We start from the raw sequence: 17,486 nt of genomic DNA on the forward strand, positions 1-17,486 counted from the left end.
AAATTAGCTGTTCAGCGCGTCGGCGCCGGCAATAATTTCCGAAAGCTCCTGGGTGATTTCAGCCTGACGGGCATTGTTGAGCAATCGGGTGTACTTCTTGATCAGTTCACCAGCGTTATCGCCTGCGGCCTTCATGGCGCGCTGGCGGGCAGCGAGCTCGGAGGCAGCGGACTGCAGCTGGCAGTTGAACAGTCGAGAATCGATGTAGCGCGGCAGCAGTGCGTCAAGCACTTCCTCCGGCGATGGCTCAAACTCGTACAGTGGCAACAGCTCGTCGGCCGGGGTCTCGGACTCGTCCTCGACAACCTCCAACGGCAACAGACGGATGACCGTCGGTTCCTGCGTGACCATCGACTTGAACTGGGTGTAGACGACGTGGATCTCGTCCACGCCTCCCTGCTCGAAGTCGGTGTCGAAGTCCTCCAGGAGGACATCGCGCAGCTCGCGTGCGGTTTCGAAACGCGGGGAATCGGTTTCCCCGGTCCACACTCGTGCGTACTCGCGTGAGCGGAAATCAAAGTAAGCCTGGGCCTTGCGGCCGACCAAGTAGGTCTTGACTTCCTTGCCTTCTTCACGCAGGAGTTCCACGAGGTGCTCTGCCTGCTTCAGAACGCTGGCGGAGTAGGACCCGGCAAGTCCTCGGTCCGAAGTCATCACCAGGACCGCGGCACGGCGTACCTGCGCCGGCTCGGTGGTCAGTGGATGATCGACATCGGCCTGGGACGCGACGGCGGTTACTGCACGGGTAATCGCATTGGCATACGGCAGCGAGGCCGAGACACGCGTACGTGCCTTACCAATGCGGGATGCAGCGATCAGTTCCATCGCCTTGAAGATCTTGCGCATCGACCTGGTCGATCCGATCTTCTGGCGGTAGACCCGAATCTGGGCTCCCATGTGTGTCCTTTCCTTATCCCCTGCCTTGGGAGGGCGGCGCCGTTACCGGCGCCGCTCCCCCTTGGCAAGGAAAATGTCAGCGCTTCTGCTTGACGATCTGTTCCTGGTCAACGGACTCGGAATCGAGAGCGTCATGCTCTTCGTGTCCGGCTGCGACAAGCTTGTCGTCGCCCTCGCCGAAGAAGCCGGCCTTGAAGTCCGCAACAGCGGTCTTCATGGCTTCCAGAGTCTCGTTCTCCAGCTTGCCGGTCTGGCCAATCACGGTCAGCACATCGGTGCGGTGGCGCAGGTACTCGATGAACTCGCCCTCGAAGCGGCGTACATCCTCAACCGGGACATCGTCCAGGTAGCCGTTGGTGCCGGCCCAGATCGAAACGACCTGGTCCTCAACCGGGTACGGGGTGTACTGGCCCTGCTTGAGCAGTTCCATCAGGCGTGCGCCACGAGTCAGCTGCTGCTTGGAAGCGGCATCCAGGTCCGAAGCGAACATTGCGAATGCCTGCATGTCGCGGTACTGAGCCAGTTCCAGCTTCAAGGTACCGGAAACCTTCTTCATGGCCTTGACCTGTGCCGAACCGCCAACGCGGGATACCGAGATACCCACGTCGACAGCTGGACGCTGGTTGGCGTTGAAGAGGTCCGACTGCAAGAAGATCTGGCCGTCGGTGATCGAGATGACGTTGGTCGGAATGAACGCGCCCACGTCGTTGGCCTTGGTTTCGATGATTGGCAAGCCAGTCATCGAGCCTGCACCCAACTCGTCCGACAGCTTGGCGCAACGCTCAAGCAGGCGGGAGTGCAGGTAGAAGACGTCGCCTGGGTAGGCTTCGCGTCCTGGCGGACGGCGCAGCAGCAGGGACACGGCACGGTAGGCTTCAGCCTGCTTCGACAGATCATCAAAGACGATCAGAACGTGCTTGCCGCCGTACATCCAGTGCTGGCCGATGGCCGAGCCTGCGTATGGAGCCAAGTACTTGAAGCCGGCTGGGTCCGATGCCGGGGAGGCCACGATGGTGGTGTACTCCAGGGCGCCCTGCTCTTCGAGGGTCTGGCGGACGGCAGCGATGGTCGATGCCTTCTGGCCGATTGCCACGTAGATGCAGCGGACCTGCTTGGTCTGATCGCCGGACTCCCAGTTGGCACGCTGGTTCAGGATGGTGTCGACCGCGATGGCGGTCTTGCCGGTCTGGCGGTCGCCAATGATCAGCTGGCGCTGGCCACGGCCGATCGGGATCATGGCGTCGATAGCCTTCAGACCGGTCTGCATTGGCTCGTGCACGCTCTTGCGCTGGGTCACGCCTGGGGCCTGGAGCTCCAGGGCGCGGCGGCCCTCGGAAGCGATTGGGCCCAGGTTGTCCAGTGGCTCGCCCAATGGGTCGACCACGCGGCCCAGGTAGCCGTCGCCGACTGGAACCGAAAGGATCTCGCCGGTGCGCTCTACCTTCTGGCCAGCTTCGATGCCGGTGAAGTCACCAAGCACAACGACACCGATTTCGCGGGTATCGAGGTTCTGGGCCAAGCCCAGGGTGCCATCTTCGAACTTCAGCAACTCGTTGGCCATGACGGAAGGAAGGCCTTCCACTCTGGCGATGCCGTCGCTCGCGGCGACGACGCGTCCCACCTCGGTGCGCTCTGCCTTACCCGGTTCGAAGGAAGATGCGAACTCGTTTAGGGCATCGCGGACGTCGTTGGCATTGATGGTCAAATCGGCCATCTGCAGTCCCTGCTCTCCTAAATTGTGATCCGGCCCGGCGGGCCGAATCGAATGTGAATGAAGTCTGTTGTGGTCCTGGCAGCCAGGAACACCGGGCGAAGGATCGCTCCTCGCGCCCAATGAGTCCTAGCTGGCCAAGGCGCGGCGCAACTCGGCCACGCGTGATGCCACGGAAGCGTCGACAACTTCGTCGCCAACCTTGACTACCAGGCCACCAACCAGCGATGGGTCGGTAGTGGTGTTGAGCTTGAGCTGACGACCGTATAGCTTGTTCAGGCTGCTCTCCAGGCGCGAAAGCTGGGCTTCGGAGAGTTCGATGGAGCTGGTCACCGAAGCGATCCAGCGCTGCTGGCGCTTGGCCACGAGCTCTACGAAACGTCCAACCAAGGCTGCCGGCTTCAAACCGCGGGGGTTCGAAACTGCCTGGGAGATCAAAACCTGCGAGGTCTGCGACGCGTTAGGCACGAGCTTCAGCGCGAGTGCGCGCTTAGCCTCGACTGGGGCCTGTGCATCATCCAACGCACGCTGCAGCTCGTGATTGCCACGAACTACCTCGATGAAGGAGAACAGATCCTGCTCCAGCTTGTTCAGCCCCGAAGCGCCGTTCTGCTGTTCCGCCACCGCGGCAACCGCGGTGACAGCCAGCGTTTCGAGCGCATCGCTAATGTCGCGTTCCGAGCTCCAGCGGGTAGAAGCCAGCTGTGCAACGGTATCCTCGGCGTCAGCCGAGACCTTTCCGCGCAGCAGCTGAGCCAAAAGGCCTGCCTTGTCGGCATTCCCACGGGCTGGGTCAGTCAATGCGCGGCGGAGACCGGCATTTGCATCCAGTACTTCCAGGACCGCGAACAGTTCCTTAGGCAGCTCAATAGATGCCAGTGCCAGCTTGGGTTCCAGGAACTCCAAAGCCTTTGCCAGTGACTCGCTCGATACACTTGCCATTAGTTCGATGCACCTGCGTTCTGCTGAGCTTCCAAATCGGTCAGGAACTTGTCAACCACGCGCTGGGCACGGGCATCGTCCTGCAGAGCTTCGTCAACAACCTTGCTTGCAAGCTCGGTAGCCAATGCGCCCACGTCGGTGCGGAGCGAAGCCAGTGCGGATACGCGCTCAGCCTCGATCTGGCGGTGCGACTGCTCGGTGATGCGAGCTGCCTCATCGGTTGCCTTGGTCTTCAGATCGGCGAGGATCTGAGCACCTTCGCTACGAGCTTCCTCACGGATGCGGTTTGCTTCGGTGCGTGCTTCCAGAAGCTGGGCCTTGTACAGTGCCAAGGTCTCCTCTGCTTCCTTCTGCGCTGCTTCAGCCTTCTCAAGGCCACCTTCGATCGCGGTGACGCGATCTTCATAGGACTGCTCGAACTTCGGAGCAATTACCTTGATGACGATGAACAGAAGGACCGCGAAACCAACACCCGTAACGAGAATTTCCCACGGGTTCGGCAACAGCGGGTTGACCGATTCGCTCGCAGCGAGGATGAAATCAGTGCTGTTCATTCTCACTATTCCTTATCTACTAGTTTCCGCTTTTGTGTACGCCTCGCGATAGTGGCGAGGCCACTACAGTTGCGAAAAGACTAGGCGCCTACGACGAAGGCGAAGACCAGGCCCAGGATGGCCAGTGCTTCAGCAAGTGCGAAGCCAAGCATGGCGATTGGCTGCAGGATGCGCTGAGCTTCTGGCTGACGAGCAACACCGTTGATGTAGGCAGCGAAGATCAAGCCAACGCCGATAGCCGAACCGATAGCAGCCAGGCCGTAGCCGATCATATTCAGGGAGCCGTGCAACATGTGATTATGTTCCTTTCAAGATACCGGGCTTTTGCCGGTAGGTTGTGAGGTATTCCTTGAGCGACTCAAGGAAGATCTTTATGGGTTGGAATAAAGAAGTGTTGGCCTAGTGGGCGTCGGCTTCAATTGCACCTTGGAGGTAGATCGCGGTCAGCAAGGCGAAAACGAACGCCTGCAGGCACATGATCAGAAGTTCCAGGAAGTACATTGCGACCGATCCGATGATGACCAGCACGCCGAGGCCGTTCATGGCCAGGGAGTCCTGGACAACGATCAGGTGACGTGCACCGGACGCTGCCAGCATCACGATCATGTGACCGGCCAGCATCGTTGCCATCAAACGCAGCGAGTGCGTCAGCGGGCGAACGATGAAGTTAGAAATGATTTCCAACGGAACCATCAGCGGCATGATCCAGCCCGGAACACCGGACGGGACGACAGCCAGCTTGAAGTAGCGGATACCATGGTTCTTCAGGCCTACGGCAATCCAGGTGCCGTAGATGATGATAGCCATCGCGTAGGCAGAACCAGCGTGTGAGAACGATGGAAGCTGCAGGAACGGAATCGCGCCGAAGAGGTTGTTCAGCAGTACGAAGAAGAAGGTCGCGAACAGCAGAGGAATCCAAGGACGGAAGTTCTTCTCGCCGATGATGTCGCGGCCAATTCCGTTACGTACGAATGCGTAACCGGTTTCAGCGATGTACTGCATCTTGCCTGGAACCAATTTAGGGTTCTTGATGGCCGCGGTGAAGAACCAAGTGATGAGCACGATCGACAAAACGATCATGAGCATCTGCTTGCCGAAACCCGTGCCGTACTCCGCCATCCAAGGGAAGATATCTGGAAGGTGGGTATCGGAAACGGATGGCGGTACGAAGCCGCCTTCTTCTGAGGCCATTGGGAGCGCAAACGCGAACAACGCGCTGTCCTCTCTGCAGTAACGGTCACGGGCAAAAGGCGGTGACTGGCGGTAACTGCCTCTCACCGTGTGAAGAAAAGATCAAACGGGGATCCCATCATGGCCCATGCCAAAGCATCAACCCTGATGAAGGTCCATCTGCGGGTCTCCCCGCGGATGCATCTTGCATAAACCGCCCGCGGTTCAGCGGACGGCCAAAAATGACCCGAAGTAAGCTTATCAAACTCACAGCACCCCACCGACACAAAGCCGGGCGGAATACTCTATTCCTCGTTGTAGATAGCCAGGCGTGCCTTCATGAAGGCACGCACCTCGCCAACCTGCCAGGCAACAAGGGAAATAGCTGCTGCAAGAACGAATCCCTGGCGGTTGACCCATTCGGGCAACCCCAGGTTCAACAGCACGAAGGCGATGCCAAAAACCTTGATGACAAAGACGCCCAGGAACGCGGGCATGGCCCACGAGCGGCGGATTCGCCCGGCAGCTTCGGCGATGAGGATGCCAATTGCGAAAAAGCCGATCACGATCCCGGCAGCCAGCGCGCCAGAAAGCGCGTAGGTGAGATCAGCTACCAGCCATGAAATCAGGAAAAATATGGCGGTAGCGATCGCCGAATACACCAGTGACAAGCCGAGAATCGGCAGCCAGATGGATTTCGGGGCTGACGAAGCACTGACGCGGGCAGAACCAGGATTCACGTCCGCAACCTTTCTTCGTCAACACCGAGGGACCATCGCGCACCCATCGATGCTGATGAAACTTGAAACTCCCGCCCGTTCCCGAAAAGAACAGGAGGAAGAAGATCCACATTGAATTCTACACGAGATAGAAACAGATTGCTCATGCATTGCTTGGCTAATTAACCGGGCTAGGCCTTGCCCATGCGCTTGCGCAGGGCATCGACCCGCTTGATCACCAGCGGACGCCAGGTCGCCACCGCTGCCACTAGGAACAACAGCAAGGCCATCGGCACTACCAGGATGACCGGGATGAAGGCGATGGACACCACTGAGACAGCAATCACGGCAGCCCAGAGGTACAGCAGGATCACCGACTGGCGCACCGAATGGCCCTGGGCCAGCATCCTGTGGTGGATGTGCTTGGCGTCCGGTGAAAAGGGTGAGCGTTTGTTGGCCAGCCGGCGGAAGACCGAAAGCACAAGGTCCAGGACTGGTAGGAACACGATGACCATCGGCAGCAGCATCGGCATGTAGGCAGGGATGTTGCGGAAGCGCCGCGCCTCCAGCCCCTGCACATCCCCGGTCACCGCTATCGCGGCCACCGAGAGGACCATGCCGATGGCCAGCACCCCGGTCTCCCCCATGAAGATATTCGCCGGGTTGAAGTTGTGCGGCAGGAAGCCCAGGCAGGCGCCGAGCAGCAGCGCGCAGAGCAGCGCCCCGATATTCGCGTAGTCATCCGCGCTCACATGCGTGGCCAGCACATAGGAATACACGAAGAAGGTCGCCGCGCCAATTGCGGCCAGGCCCGCGGCCAGGCCATCGAGCCCATCGGAGAAATTGATCGCGTTCATGGTCAGCACGATCAGGAACACCGTCACCGCAATCTGCAGCCACAGCTCATCGATCTGCCACGAACCGACTGGCAGCGACTGGATGACGATTCCGTGGGTGGCGATCAGCCAGCCGATCAGGATCTGCCCGGCGAGCTTCAGCCACCACTTCAAGTCGAACATGTCATCGGCCAGGCCCATGAGCACGATGACTCCCAGCGCATAGGCGATGCCGCGGATGGCTTCGTCATTGCCGAAGACCCCGCGGAAGAAATGGAAGTTGCTCGCGAGCCATAATCCTGCGGCGAAGGCGGCGATGATTGCCAGCCCGCCGAACTTCACGATCGGCTTTTCGTGCTGGTCGCGTTCGCGCACCAGCTGGTTCCCGGTAAAGCGCTGGCCGAGCGTGCGCACGATCGGCGTGAGCAGGAACGAGACCGTAAAGCTGAACGCTATGAGCAGGACATATGTTCTCATGCGCCGGTTTCCGGTGCGTCCTGTCCCAAATCGAGAATTCCAGGGACGACCACGCGCAATTCCTCAATGGAAATTGCACCCGAGCGGACTACCTGCAGGTGCGCACCGGTGCAATCGATGATGGTCGAGGGCAGGACTTCTTCGCCGGCCGCGCCGCGCGGACCGCCGTCGAGGTACACATCCACCGACTCGCCCAGCTGGGCGATGGCCTGCTCGACATCCAGCGCCGCCGCGTTGCCGGTGCGGTTGGCCGAGGACACTGCCAGCGGGCCGGTCTGGCCCAGCAGCTCCAGGGCGGTGTCGTCGTTGGGCACGCGCAGCGCTACGGTGCCGCGGGTCTCCCCCAGATCCCAGGTCAGCGACGGCTGGGCGTGCAGGATCAGGGTCAGGCCGCCTGGCCAGAAGGCTTCGGCCAGCTTCCGGGCCTCATCGGGGATGTCCCGGGCCAGCCCGTCCATGGTGGCGGTCTGGGCAATCAGCACCGGTGGCGGCATGGTGCGGCTGCGGCCCTTGGCCGCCAGCAGCATCGCTACGCCCTGGGCGCTGAAGGCATCGGCGCCAATCCCGTAGACGGTATCTGTGGGCAAGACGATGCAGCGCTTGTCCGCCAATGCGGCCTTGGCTGCGGCGATGCCGTCAGCGTGTTCCTGCTCGTTGCTTACCGAAAATGTTGTGCTCACGGGATCATTCTTTCATGCGCTGGTGTGTCGTTTGGTTATTGGGGCGCGTAGCCGGATGTGGCGCGGGCGCGCCCGGTGAGGTCCTGGTGGCCTGCAACCTGCGTGAATCCTGCTTCGCGCAGCATCGCGGCCGCGCTCTCGCGCTGCACTTCGGCGTGTTCCATCACGTACCAGCCGCCGGGACGCAGCAGCTTCAGGGCCTGGGCGGTGACGGCACGCGGAACCTGCAGCCCGTCCTCCCCCAGCCCGTACAACGCCATCTCCGGGTCGTGCTCGCGCACCTCGACCTCGCGCGGCACCGCATTCGGCGGGATGTACGGCGGATTGGAGATCACCAGGTCCATGGTGGCGTCGAGCTGGGCGGGCACCTGCGTGGCATCCTGGTGGAGCACGGTGACCCCGTGGGGTTCGCAGTTGGCCCGGGTGTAGCCAATGGCATCATCCGAGAGCTCCACGGCCCAGACGCTGGCCGCCGGCACCTCGCTGGCCAGGGCCGCGGCAATGGCGCCGGAACCCGAGCACAAGTCGATGCACCGCGGGCTGCCGATCCCCTGGGCCGCCAAGAAATCAAGGCCCAGCTGCACCACGGTTTCGGTTTCCGGCCGCGGGGTGAAGACCCCCGGCCCGACCTTCAGTTCCAGGTAGCGGAAGTAGGCGACGCCGGTCAGGTGCTGCAGCGGGATGCGGGTGCGCCGGGCTGCCACCAGCGCGGTGAACTGTTCCCGGTGCGCCGGCTGAAGGCCGTCGCCGCGCAGCTCGCGCAGCTTCAGCTGCGCGCGGTCGATGCCCAGCACATGGCAGAGCAGCAGATCGGCGTCGACGCCGGGGCTTGGCACCCCGGCGTCGGCCAGCGCCGCAATCGCCTGGCGGCGTACGGCAGATAGTTCTTCCAAGGCGCAGTTACTCGCCCAGCGCTGCCAGGCGCTCTTCCTCGTCCATCTGGATGCAGGAGTCGACCACCGGCTGCAGGTCGCCGTCCATCACGGCGTCCAGGTTGTAGGCCTTGTACCCGGTGCGGTGATCCGCAATGCGGTTCTCCGGGTAGTTGTAGGTGCGGATGCGCTCGGAGCGGTCCATGGTGCGGATCTGGCTGGCGCGCTGCGCAGAGTTCTCGGCGTCGATCTGTTCCTGCTGGTGGGCCAGCAGGCGCGAGCGCAGCACGCGCATCGCGGCTTCGCGGTTCTGGATCTGCGACTTCTCGTTCTGCATGGCCACTACGATGCCGGTGGGCAGGTGGGTGATGCGCACCGCGGAGTCGGTGGTGTTCACGGACTGGCCGCCTGGGCCCGAGGAACGGTAGACGTCGATCTTCAAATCATTCTGGTGGATATCGACTTCTTCGGGCTCGTCCACTTCGGGCAGCACCAGCACGCCGGCGGCCGAGGTGTGGATGCGGCCCTGGGATTCGGTGACCGGCACGCGCTGCACGCGGTGCACGCCGCCCTCGAACTTCAGCTGGGCGTAGACGCCTTCTGCCGGGTCGTTGGAGTTGCCCTTGATGGCCACCTGCGCGTCCTTGTAGCCGCCGAGGTCGGACTCGTTGTAGGAGATCATCTCGACCTTCCAGCCCTTGTGCTCGGCAAAGCGGGTGTACATGCGCAGCAGGTCGGCCGCGAACAGCGCCGCTTCGTCGCCGCCTTCGCCGCCCTTGACTTCGAGGATCACGTTGCGGCCGTCATTCTCATCGCGCGGGATCAGCAGGCGGCGCAGCTTCTCCTCCAGCGCCGGCAGCTCGGCGGTCAGGGTTTCGACCTCTTCGGCGAAGTCCGGATCCTCGTCGGCCATTTCCTTGGCGGCTTCCAGGTCCTCGGTGGCGGTGTTCCACTTGTTGTAGGCTTCGACGATGCCGTTCAGCTGGGCCGAACGGCGGCCGAGCTTGCGGGCCAGCGCCTGGTCGGCGTACACCGCTGGATCCGAGAGCTGCGCCTGGATGGCTGCATGCTCTTCTAGTAGCGATTTGACGGACTCGAACATGGTGGTGTGCTTCCTTGTTGGCGTTTTCCGCGCAGTGCCGGCGCTTGGCGCTGCCCGGGCACTGCTGGAATTCAATTCTAGACGCTGCGCCGGCGGTCACCGGCGTGCGAGGTGTCACTACGCGCCGATGGCGTCCAGCCAGCTGCCGAGGTGGCAAGCTGGCTGGACGCCATGGCGGTGGATGGTGCTAATCCTTGTTTGGAGTGGTCTTGTTGACCAGCATCAGGAATTCCGCGTTGGACTGGGTCTCGCGGATCTTCCCGGTGAGCACCTCCAGTGCCTGCTGCGGATCGATGCCCGAGAGCATGCGGCGCAGGCGCCACATGATGCGCACCTCTTCGGCACTCATCAGCTGCTCTTCGCGGCGGGTCGAGGATGCGTTGACATCCACCGCAGGGAAGATGCGCTTCTCGGCCAGCTGGCGCGAGAGGCGAAGCTCCATGTTGCCGGTGCCCTTGAATTCCTCGAAGATGACCTCGTCCATCTTGGATCCGGTCTCCACCAGGGCGGTGGCCAGGATGGTCAGCGAGCCGCCGTTCTCGATGTTGCGGGCGGCACCGAAGAAGCGCTTCGGCGGGTACAGTGCCGCCGAGTCCACGCCGCCGGAGAGGATGCGTCCGGAGGCCGGTGCTGCCAGGTTGTAGGCGCGGCCCAGGCGGGTCATCGAGTCCAGCAGGACCACGACATCCATGCCCATTTCCACCAGGCGCTTGGCGCGCTCGATGGCCAGCTCGGCCACGGTGGTGTGGTCATCTGCCGGGCGGTCGAACGTGGAGGCGATGACCTCGCCCTTGACCGTGCGCTGCATGTCGGTGACTTCTTCGGGACGCTCGTCGACCAGCACCATCATCAGGTGCACCTCTGGGTTGTTGGTCGTGATGGCGTTCGCGATGGACTGCAGGATCAGGGTCTTGCCGGCCTTTGGAGGCGAGACGATCAGTCCGCGCTGGCCCTTGCCGATCGGTGCGACCAGGTCGATGACGCGTGGGCCGACCAGCTTCGGGTCGGTTTCCAGGCGCAGGCGCTCGGTCGGGTACAGCGGCACGAGCTTGTTGAACTCGACGCGTTCCTTGTTGTCTTCCGGCTTCTTGCCGTTGACGGAAGTCAGCTGCACCAGGGCGTTGAACTTCTGGCGCGGGTTCGGGGTCTCGCCCTCGCGCGGCTGGCGGATGGCGCCGACGATGGCGTCGCCCTTGCGCAGGTTGTACTTCTTGACCTGGCCCAGGGTGACGTAGACGTCGTTCGGGCCGGGAAGGTAGCCGGAGGTGCGGACGAACGCGTAGTTCTCCAGCACGTCCAGGATGCCGGCGATCGGCAGCACGACATCGTCTTCGCTCAGCTGCGGCTCGTCGTCGTCGCGGCGGTTGCGGCGGTTGCGGTTGTTCCGGTCGTTGCGGTCGTTGTTGCGCTCGCTGCGTTCCGAACGCTCCTCGGTGTTCTCCGAGTCGTTCGAGTCGTTGTTGCGATCATTGCGATCGTTGTTGCGCTCACGGCGGTTGTTCCGGTCATTGCGATCGTTGTTGCGCTCGCGGCGCTCTTCGCGGCGGTCGGTGCGCTCTTCGGCGTTCTCCGACTCAGCGGCGTCATTGCGCTCGTTGTTGCGCTCGCGGCGGTTGCCACGCTCACGGCGGTTGCCGCGCTCGCGGCGCTCTTCGCGTGCTTCGCCGTTGTTCTCGGCGTTCTCTGCCGGTGCCTCGGCTGGCTCAGTGCCCTGCTCTGCAGGCTGCTCAGCTGGCTTGCTGCTGCGCGAGTTGCGGCGCTGGCGCGGGGCCTTGGCTTCCTCTGCTGGGGCCTGCTTCTCGGCAGGTGCTTCGGCGGCTGCTTCCTTGGTATCGGCAGCAGCGGCAACCTTGCCGGAGTCGGTCACGCGGCGCGAGGTGCGGCGTGCGCGAGCAGGCTTTTCCGCCGGTGCTTCGGCAGCTGCAGCGGTTTCCGGTGCGGCGGTGGTATCGACCTCGGCCTGCTCCTTGGCTGCGGCCTTCGGCGCGCGGCGTGCGCGGGCCTTGGTTTCCTTGGCCGGCTCGGCGGCGGCTTCCGCCGTGGCTGCAGGTGCTTCGGACTTGGCCGACTTGGCTTCCTGCGCGGCCTTGGCTTCCTGCGCTGCCTTGGCGTCCTTGGCGGCAACGGAGCCGCCGCGCTGGTGGTCGCCGATGGCCTTGACCAGATCGGCCTTGCGCATGCGCGACCCGCCGGTGATGCCCAGCTGGGAAGCCAACTGCTGCAGCTGGGTCATCTTCAAAGAGGCCAGACCGGCACTCTTATTTTCGGAAGTCTTGGTGTCCACGCCTTCGGTGAGGCTCGTGGTTTCGGTCACGAAAGTTCCTTCTGACTCGTAGGATGGGCCGCTTCAGGCAGGCCCACTATGCCGTAAATGATGTTCCACAGCCGCAGATTGCGTGGCTGCTTCACTTTCTCCCCGCAAGATAGCCCAGAATTCGGAGCAAAACTGCGGTGGATTAAAGAAACTGATATCGCCTGGGCACGAGGACGTACCTGGATGCGGGATATCAAAGGTGCTGCGAACTGCAGGGAAATCCGGAGCGGCTGGAGGGATGAAATGGGGTTCAAGAACCGAATTTATCCGCATCAACACTGGCCACAAATGATTCGGACCGGGCTACTGCCCAGCGATCCGGCCTGCCATGGTGTTACAGCACTTCTACTGTAACACCGTTATTGGCAAGCTTGGGAACTTCAGCACGCCAAGACACTGAAGAACTCGCAGAAAATTCGTTGATCACCGCTTGCACGGCAGCTACCTGGTCCTCGCTGGATACCAGGGTCATCACCGTTGGGCCGGCACCGGAAACCACTGCGGCCAATCCGGCATCGCGCAGCTTGGCAATCACTGCGGCGCTTTGCGGCATGGCCGCAGCCCGGTAATCCTGGTGCAGGTAGTCCTTGGTGCCGCCCAGCAGCTGGCTTGGGTCATTGCTCAAAGCGTGGATCAGCAAGGCGGCACTAGCGCTGTTCGCCGCGGCCACCGCATGCTCGATATGCGAGGGCAGTGCACCACGGGCCACTTCGGTGGACAGCCCGTTGGAAGGGATGGCCAGCACCGCACGCAGATCCGGGTGCAATGGCACCTGCACGGAGCTGAAGCTGCCATCGGGATTCGTGGCAGAAATGCTCAAACCGCCAAAGACCGCAGGGGCCACATTATCCGGGTGGCCTTCCCACGCGGCCGCGGCCTGGAAGACTGATTCGGTTCCACGACGTGCCTCTGCTGGCAGCAGCGCGTCGGCCGCAGCATAGGCGGCAACGATCGCCGCTGCGGACGAGCCCATACCCCGAGCATGCGGAATGCGGTTATGCGCCACCAGTTCCACGCCTACCGGGGCGAAGCCGGCGTCTTTCCAGTAGCGGTGCATTTCCTTGATGATCAGGTGGGATTCATCGCGTGGCAGCTCATCGGCCCCGTCACCGAAAATCTCGACGCGGCTGGAGTGCGCGGTGCCCACCTCAAGGCGGTCGCGGTATTCCAGGGCCAGGCCCAGCGAATCGAAGCCGGGGCCGAGGTTGGCGGAGGTAGCCGGCGGGGAAACGATCAACTTCTGGCCCAGGGCGATCTGCTGCGTCATGGTTCCTTCAAGAATTCGGTGCGAGTGGTAATGGGTGCGCAACGGCCCGCCACGGCCGGCTCCCCCGTTTCCGGGAGAGCCATTGGCGCGGCGGGCCGTTGGCTGGCCAGAAGAATTCTGGCCGAAGGCGTTTAGGCCAGGCCCAGGGCGCCGGCGACCTCGACTACGTCGAAGGCCACCTTCTTTGGTGCGACGTCCGAACCGTCGGCCTGCTTCAGGGCCCAGTCAGGATCCTTCAGGCCGTGGCCGGTTACGGTGATCACGATCTTTTTGCCGGTGGGCACGTTGCCGGCGGCGTGGTGCTTGAGCAGTCCGGCGACGCCGGCTGCCGAGGCGGGTTCCACGAAGACGCCTTCGCGCGAGGAGAGCCAGCGGTGCGCGGCGAGAATTTCCTCATCGGTGACCGAGTCGATCTGGCCGCCGGACTCGTCGCGGGCTGCTTCGGCCTGTTCCCAGGAAGCCGGGTTGCCGATGCGGATCGCGGTGGCGATGGTGTCCGGTTCGGTGATCGGGTGCCCGGCAACAATCGGAGCGGCGCCAGCTGCCTGGAAGCCCCACATGATCGGGTTCTTGGTGGATACCGGTTCGAGGACCTTGCCGGCCTCGTTGGTCCACTGCGTGGAGTACTCCTTGTAGCCCTTCCAGTACGCGGTGATGTTGCCCGCGTTGCCTACCGGCAGCAGGTGGTAGTCAGGTGCATCGCCCAGGAAGTCCACGACCTCGAAGGCGCCGGTCTTCTGGCCCTGGATACGCGCAGGGTTCACCGAGTTGACCAGGAATACCGGGTAGTTCTCGCTGAGCTTGCGGGCGACCTCAAGGCAGTTATCGAAGTTGCCGTCGATCTGGATGATGTCTGCGCCGTGGGCGATCGCCTGGGACATCTTGCCCATGGAGATCTTGCCGTCCGGCACCAGCACGGCGCACTTCAGCCCGGCCTGGGTGGCGTAGGCGGCAGCCGAGGCGGAGGTGTTGCCAGTGGAGGCGCACACCACTGCCTTGGCGCCGGCGGCGACCGCAGCGGTCATCGCCATGGTCATGCCGCGGTCCTTGAAGGAACCGGTCGGGTTCATGCCCTCGACCTTCAGGTACACCTCGTTGCCGGTTTCCGCCGACAGCGCCGGGGCGTAGACCAGCGGGGTGCCGCCCTCGCCGAGCGTGATGACCTTGGTGTTTTCGTCGACTGGCAGGCGATCGGCGTATTCGCGGATCACTCCGCGCCACTGGTGAGCCACGTTAGTTTCCTTCAACTCGCATAACGGATAGTACACAGTGCACCGCGTCCAGCGCGGTGAGCGCCTCGACGGTGCTGGCCAGGGCCGCTTCGGTGCCCTGGTGGGTCAGGATGCGCAGCTGCGCGCCGGCCTCGGCGTCGACCTGCTGGCTCATCGACTCGATGGAGACCCCGTGCTCGCCGAAGACGGTGGCGATGGCCGCCAGCACGCCCGGCTGGTCCTTGACCGACAGGCCGATCCAGTAGCGGGTGTCGATGGCTTCGAAGTCCAGCAGCCGCGGGGCCTGGCTGACCGAGCCGTTGGGCAGCGGGGCCCCGGCGGCGATCTGCCGGGCCACGGCGACGACATCGCCCATGACCGCCGAGGCGGTCGGGTTGCCGCCCGCGCCGGCGCCGTAGAACATCAGGTCCCCGGCGTTCTCGGCCTCGACGAACACGGCGTTGAACGCGCCGTGCACGGTGGCCAGCGGGTGGCTGCGGCGCACCAGCGCCGGGTAGACGCGCACCGAGATCCCGGCTTCTGCGCGTTCGGCGATGGCCAGCAGCTTGATCACGTAGCCGGCGGCGGACGCGGCGGCGACATCGGCGGCGGTGACCTCGGTGATGCCCTGGGTCGAGACCTGCTCCGAGGACACGGTGGTGTGGAAGGCCAGCGAGGCCAGGATGGCCGCCTTCGCGGCGGCGTCGTGCCCGCCCACGTCGGCGGTCGGATCGGCTTCGGCATAGCCCAGCGCCTGGGCTTCGGCCAGCACGTCGTCGAACGCGGCGCCGGTGGTGTCCATCGCGTCGAGGATGAAGTTGGTGGTGCCGTTGACGATGCCCATCACCTTGGTGATGTGGTCGCCCGCCAACGAGTCGGCGATCGGGCGCAGGATCGGGATGGCCCCGGCCACCGCCGCCTCGTAGCGCAGCTGCGCGCCGTGCTGCGAGGCCAGCGCGTTCAGCTCGGCGCCCTTGAGCGCGATCAGCGCCTTGTTGCCGGTGATGACGCTGGCGCCCTTGGACAGCGCGGCGGCGATGTATTCGCCGGCCGGCTCCATGCCGCCGAGCAGCTCGATGACCACATCGGCCTGGGCGATCAGCCCGGGAGCGTCGGTGGTGAAAAGCTCCTGGGGCAGCGCCGCATCGCGTTTGGCATCCAGGTTGCGCACGGCAATGCCGATCAGCTGCAGGCCGGCGCCCGAGCGGGCCGCCAGTTCATTCGCATCTTCCAGCAGGATCCGGGCCACCTGGGCCCCGACCGTGCCGCAACCCAGCAGGGCTACTTTCAGGTTCTTTTCGCCGCTCAATTAAACTCCCATGTCGCGGGCCAACAAGTCTGTTTCCGTTTCCCTGCGCACGATCAGGCGGGCTTGGCCATCGCGTACAGCTGCCACCGCGGGACGGGTGAGGTAGTTGTAGTTGCTCGACAGCGCCCAGCAGTAGGCGCCGGTGGCCGGTACGGCGAGCAAATCGCCGGCCGCCACGTCCTCGGGCAGGTAAACGTCCTTCACGACTATGTCACCTGACTCGCAATGTTTCCCAACTACACGAGAAATAATTGCGTCGCTTTGCGTCATACGGCTGGCCAGCACGGCGGTGTATTGCGCGTCGTAGAGCACCGGACGCGGGTTGTCGCTCATCCCGCCGTCCACCGAAATGTAGCGGCGCGGATGCAGTGCTCCAGTTTCGTCTTCCACCTGGACGTCCTTGCGCACTCCGGCCTCGTAGAGGGTGAACGTGGACGGGCCGGCGATGGCGCGGCCCGGCTCGATGGAGATGCGCGGGCAGTCCAGTTCCAATTCGGCACAGGTGGCAGAGACCACCTCGGCCATCTGGCCGGCCAGCTTCGCTGGGGTGGAGGGGTGGTCTTCGGAGGTGTAGGCGATGCCGTAGCCGCCGCCCAGATCCAGCTCGGGCAGCGATACGCCGTGGATCTCGCGGATCCGGGCCAGCAGCCCGAGCATGGTGCGCGCGACCATGGCGAAGCCTTCGGCCTCGAAGATCTGCGAGCCGATGTGGGCGTGCAGGCCCAGCAGGTTGATGTTCTTCGCCTCGATCGCCTGGGCGACCGCGCGCAGCGCTGGCGAGCTGCCGGAGGCGTCGTCCAGGATGGACAGGCCGAACTTCTGGTCCTCATGCGCGGTGGCGATGGCCTCGTGCGTGGAGGCGTGCACGCCGGGGGTGATGCGCAGCATGACCTGGGCGGTCTTGTCCATGGCGTCGGCGATGGAGATCACCCGGTCCAGCTCGTCCAGCGAGTCGATGACCAAGCGTCCCACGCCCATCTCGATGGCGCGGGTGATCTCGGCTGCCGACTTGTTGTTCCCATGCAGCGAGAGGTTGGCGGCCGGCACCTTGGCGGCGCCGGCCACTGCCAGCTCGCCGCCGGAGCAGGTGTCCAGGCGCAGGCCCTCGGCGGTCACCCAGCGGGCCACCTCGGTGCACAAGAACGCCTTGCCGGCGTAGTAGACGTCGACTCCCCCGCACAGATCCTTGAACGCCTCATCGAAGGCGGTCTTGAATCCGCGCGCGCGGGCACGGAAGTCGTTCTCGTCGAGCACGAACAGCGGGGTGCCGAATTCGGCTGCCAGCGCGGAGACGGGAAGGCCCTGGATGGACAGTTCGCCGCCAGCCTCGCGGGAAACCCCCGAAGCCCACTCGATCTGACGAAGCGCGTTGATGTTTTCCGGGAAGTGCAGCCATTGCGGGGCTAGCGGCGATACGGCCATAGG

16 protein-coding genes are annotated in these 17,486 nt (G+C 63.6%); all 16 read right to left on the reverse strand.

From position 1 onward, the window contains the following. Positions 1–3: 3 nt before the first annotated feature. Complete coding sequence (locus tag ANI01nite_RS13275; RefSeq protein ID WP_141358520.1) at positions 4–897, reverse strand: F0F1 ATP synthase subunit gamma; 894 nt, start codon at positions 895–897, stop codon at positions 4–6. 76 nt (positions 898–973) lie between these two features. Then, the gene (gene atpA / locus ANI01nite_RS13280; protein WP_038990460.1) at positions 974–2,611 is read right to left on the reverse strand and encodes a F0F1 ATP synthase subunit alpha; all 1,638 of its coding nucleotides are present in this window, start codon (positions 2,609–2,611) and stop codon (positions 974–976) included. Between the two features lie 126 nt (positions 2,612–2,737). Next, on the reverse strand, positions 2,738–3,550 hold the full coding sequence (locus ANI01nite_RS13285; RefSeq protein WP_141358522.1) for a F0F1 ATP synthase subunit delta: 813 nt from the start codon (positions 3,548–3,550) through the stop codon (positions 2,738–2,740). Then, positions 3,550–4,104, reverse strand: coding sequence for a F0F1 ATP synthase subunit B (locus ANI01nite_RS13290; RefSeq protein WP_038990457.1), 555 nt, complete (start codon positions 4,102–4,104; stop codon positions 3,550–3,552). Before ANI01nite_RS13290 ends, ANI01nite_RS13285 begins: the two co-directional genes overlap by 1 nt. A gap of 80 nt (positions 4,105–4,184) precedes the next feature. Beyond that, entirely contained in the window at positions 4,185–4,397 is a 213-nt protein-coding gene (locus ANI01nite_RS13295) for an ATP synthase subunit C-like protein (RefSeq protein ID WP_038990456.1), read from the reverse strand. Between the two features lie 106 nt (positions 4,398–4,503). Next, complete coding sequence (gene atpB / locus ANI01nite_RS13300) at positions 4,504–5,316, reverse strand: F0F1 ATP synthase subunit A (RefSeq protein WP_038990455.1); 813 nt, start codon at positions 5,314–5,316, stop codon at positions 4,504–4,506. 263 nt (positions 5,317–5,579) lie between these two features. Continuing rightward, complete coding sequence (locus ANI01nite_RS13305; protein ID WP_141358524.1) at positions 5,580–6,014, reverse strand: hypothetical protein; 435 nt, start codon at positions 6,012–6,014, stop codon at positions 5,580–5,582. A gap of 170 nt (positions 6,015–6,184) precedes the next feature. After that, on the reverse strand, positions 6,185–7,306 hold the full coding sequence (locus ANI01nite_RS13310) for an MraY family glycosyltransferase (RefSeq protein WP_141358526.1): 1,122 nt from the start codon (positions 7,304–7,306) through the stop codon (positions 6,185–6,187). Beyond that, positions 7,303–7,986, reverse strand: coding sequence for an L-threonylcarbamoyladenylate synthase (locus tag ANI01nite_RS13315; protein ID WP_038990453.1), 684 nt, complete (start codon positions 7,984–7,986; stop codon positions 7,303–7,305). The genes ANI01nite_RS13310 and ANI01nite_RS13315 overlap by 4 nt, the downstream gene beginning before the upstream one ends. A gap of 35 nt (positions 7,987–8,021) precedes the next feature. Continuing rightward, entirely contained in the window at positions 8,022–8,879 is an 858-nt protein-coding gene (gene prmC, locus ANI01nite_RS13320) for a peptide chain release factor N(5)-glutamine methyltransferase (RefSeq protein ID WP_141358528.1), read from the reverse strand. 7 nt (positions 8,880–8,886) lie between these two features. After that, positions 8,887–9,960: a peptide chain release factor 1 gene (gene prfA, locus ANI01nite_RS13325; RefSeq protein WP_038990452.1), complete on the reverse strand. Its 1,074-nt coding sequence runs from the start codon at positions 9,958–9,960 to the stop codon at positions 8,887–8,889. Positions 9,961–10,147: 187 nt separating this feature from the next. Then, entirely contained in the window at positions 10,148–12,274 is a 2,127-nt protein-coding gene (gene rho / locus ANI01nite_RS13330) for a transcription termination factor Rho (RefSeq protein ID WP_141358530.1), read from the reverse strand. A 334-nt stretch (positions 12,275–12,608) separates the two neighbouring features. Further along, a complete protein-coding gene (gene thrB, locus ANI01nite_RS13335) occupies positions 12,609–13,541 on the reverse strand; it encodes a homoserine kinase (RefSeq protein ID WP_141358532.1) in 933 nt (310 codons plus the stop codon). A gap of 131 nt (positions 13,542–13,672) precedes the next feature. Further along, positions 13,673–14,773, reverse strand: coding sequence for a threonine synthase (gene thrC / locus ANI01nite_RS13340; protein ID WP_038990449.1), 1,101 nt, complete (start codon positions 14,771–14,773; stop codon positions 13,673–13,675). Between the two features lies 1 nt (position 14,774). Then, a complete protein-coding gene (locus ANI01nite_RS13345) occupies positions 14,775–16,061 on the reverse strand; it encodes a homoserine dehydrogenase (RefSeq protein ID WP_141358534.1) in 1,287 nt (428 codons plus the stop codon). Further along, positions 16,062–17,483 carry a diaminopimelate decarboxylase gene (gene lysA / locus ANI01nite_RS13350; RefSeq protein ID WP_141358536.1) on the reverse strand — a complete coding sequence of 474 codons (1,422 nt, stop codon included), beginning with the start codon at positions 17,481–17,483 and terminating at the stop codon, positions 16,062–16,064. Positions 17,484–17,486: the final 3 nt, after the last annotated feature.

Source organism: Glutamicibacter nicotianae, from assembly GCF_006539525.1.
Lineage (GTDB): Bacteria > Actinomycetota > Actinomycetes > Actinomycetales > Micrococcaceae > Glutamicibacter > Glutamicibacter nicotianae.

Excerpts from the sequence above, each read along its gene's own strand:
- ANI01nite_RS13290 (WP_038990457.1), bottom strand. The coding sequence starts at position 4,104 with ATGAACAGCACTGATTTCATCCTCGCTGCGAGCGAATCGGTCAACCCG.
- ANI01nite_RS13275 (WP_141358520.1), bottom strand. The coding sequence starts at position 897 with ATGGGAGCCCAGATTCGGGTCTACCGCCAGAAGATCGGATCGACCAGG.
- ANI01nite_RS13295 (WP_038990456.1), bottom strand. The coding sequence starts at position 4,397 with ATGTTGCACGGCTCCCTGAATATGATCGGCTACGGCCTGGCTGCTATC.
- atpA (WP_038990460.1), bottom strand. The coding sequence starts at position 2,611 with ATGGCCGATTTGACCATCAATGCCAACGACGTCCGCGATGCCCTAAAC.
- lysA (WP_141358536.1), bottom strand. The coding sequence starts at position 17,483 with ATGGCCGTATCGCCGCTAGCCCCGCAATGGCTGCACTTCCCGGAAAAC.
- thrB (WP_141358532.1), bottom strand. The coding sequence starts at position 13,541 with ATGACGCAGCAGATCGCCCTGGGCCAGAAGTTGATCGTTTCCCCGCCG.
- prfA (WP_038990452.1), bottom strand. The coding sequence starts at position 9,960 with ATGTTCGAGTCCGTCAAATCGCTACTAGAAGAGCATGCAGCCATCCAG.
- ANI01nite_RS13310 (WP_141358526.1), bottom strand. The coding sequence starts at position 7,306 with ATGAGAACATATGTCCTGCTCATAGCGTTCAGCTTTACGGTCTCGTTC.
- ANI01nite_RS13285 (WP_141358522.1), bottom strand. The coding sequence starts at position 3,550 with ATGGCAAGTGTATCGAGCGAGTCACTGGCAAAGGCTTTGGAGTTCCTG.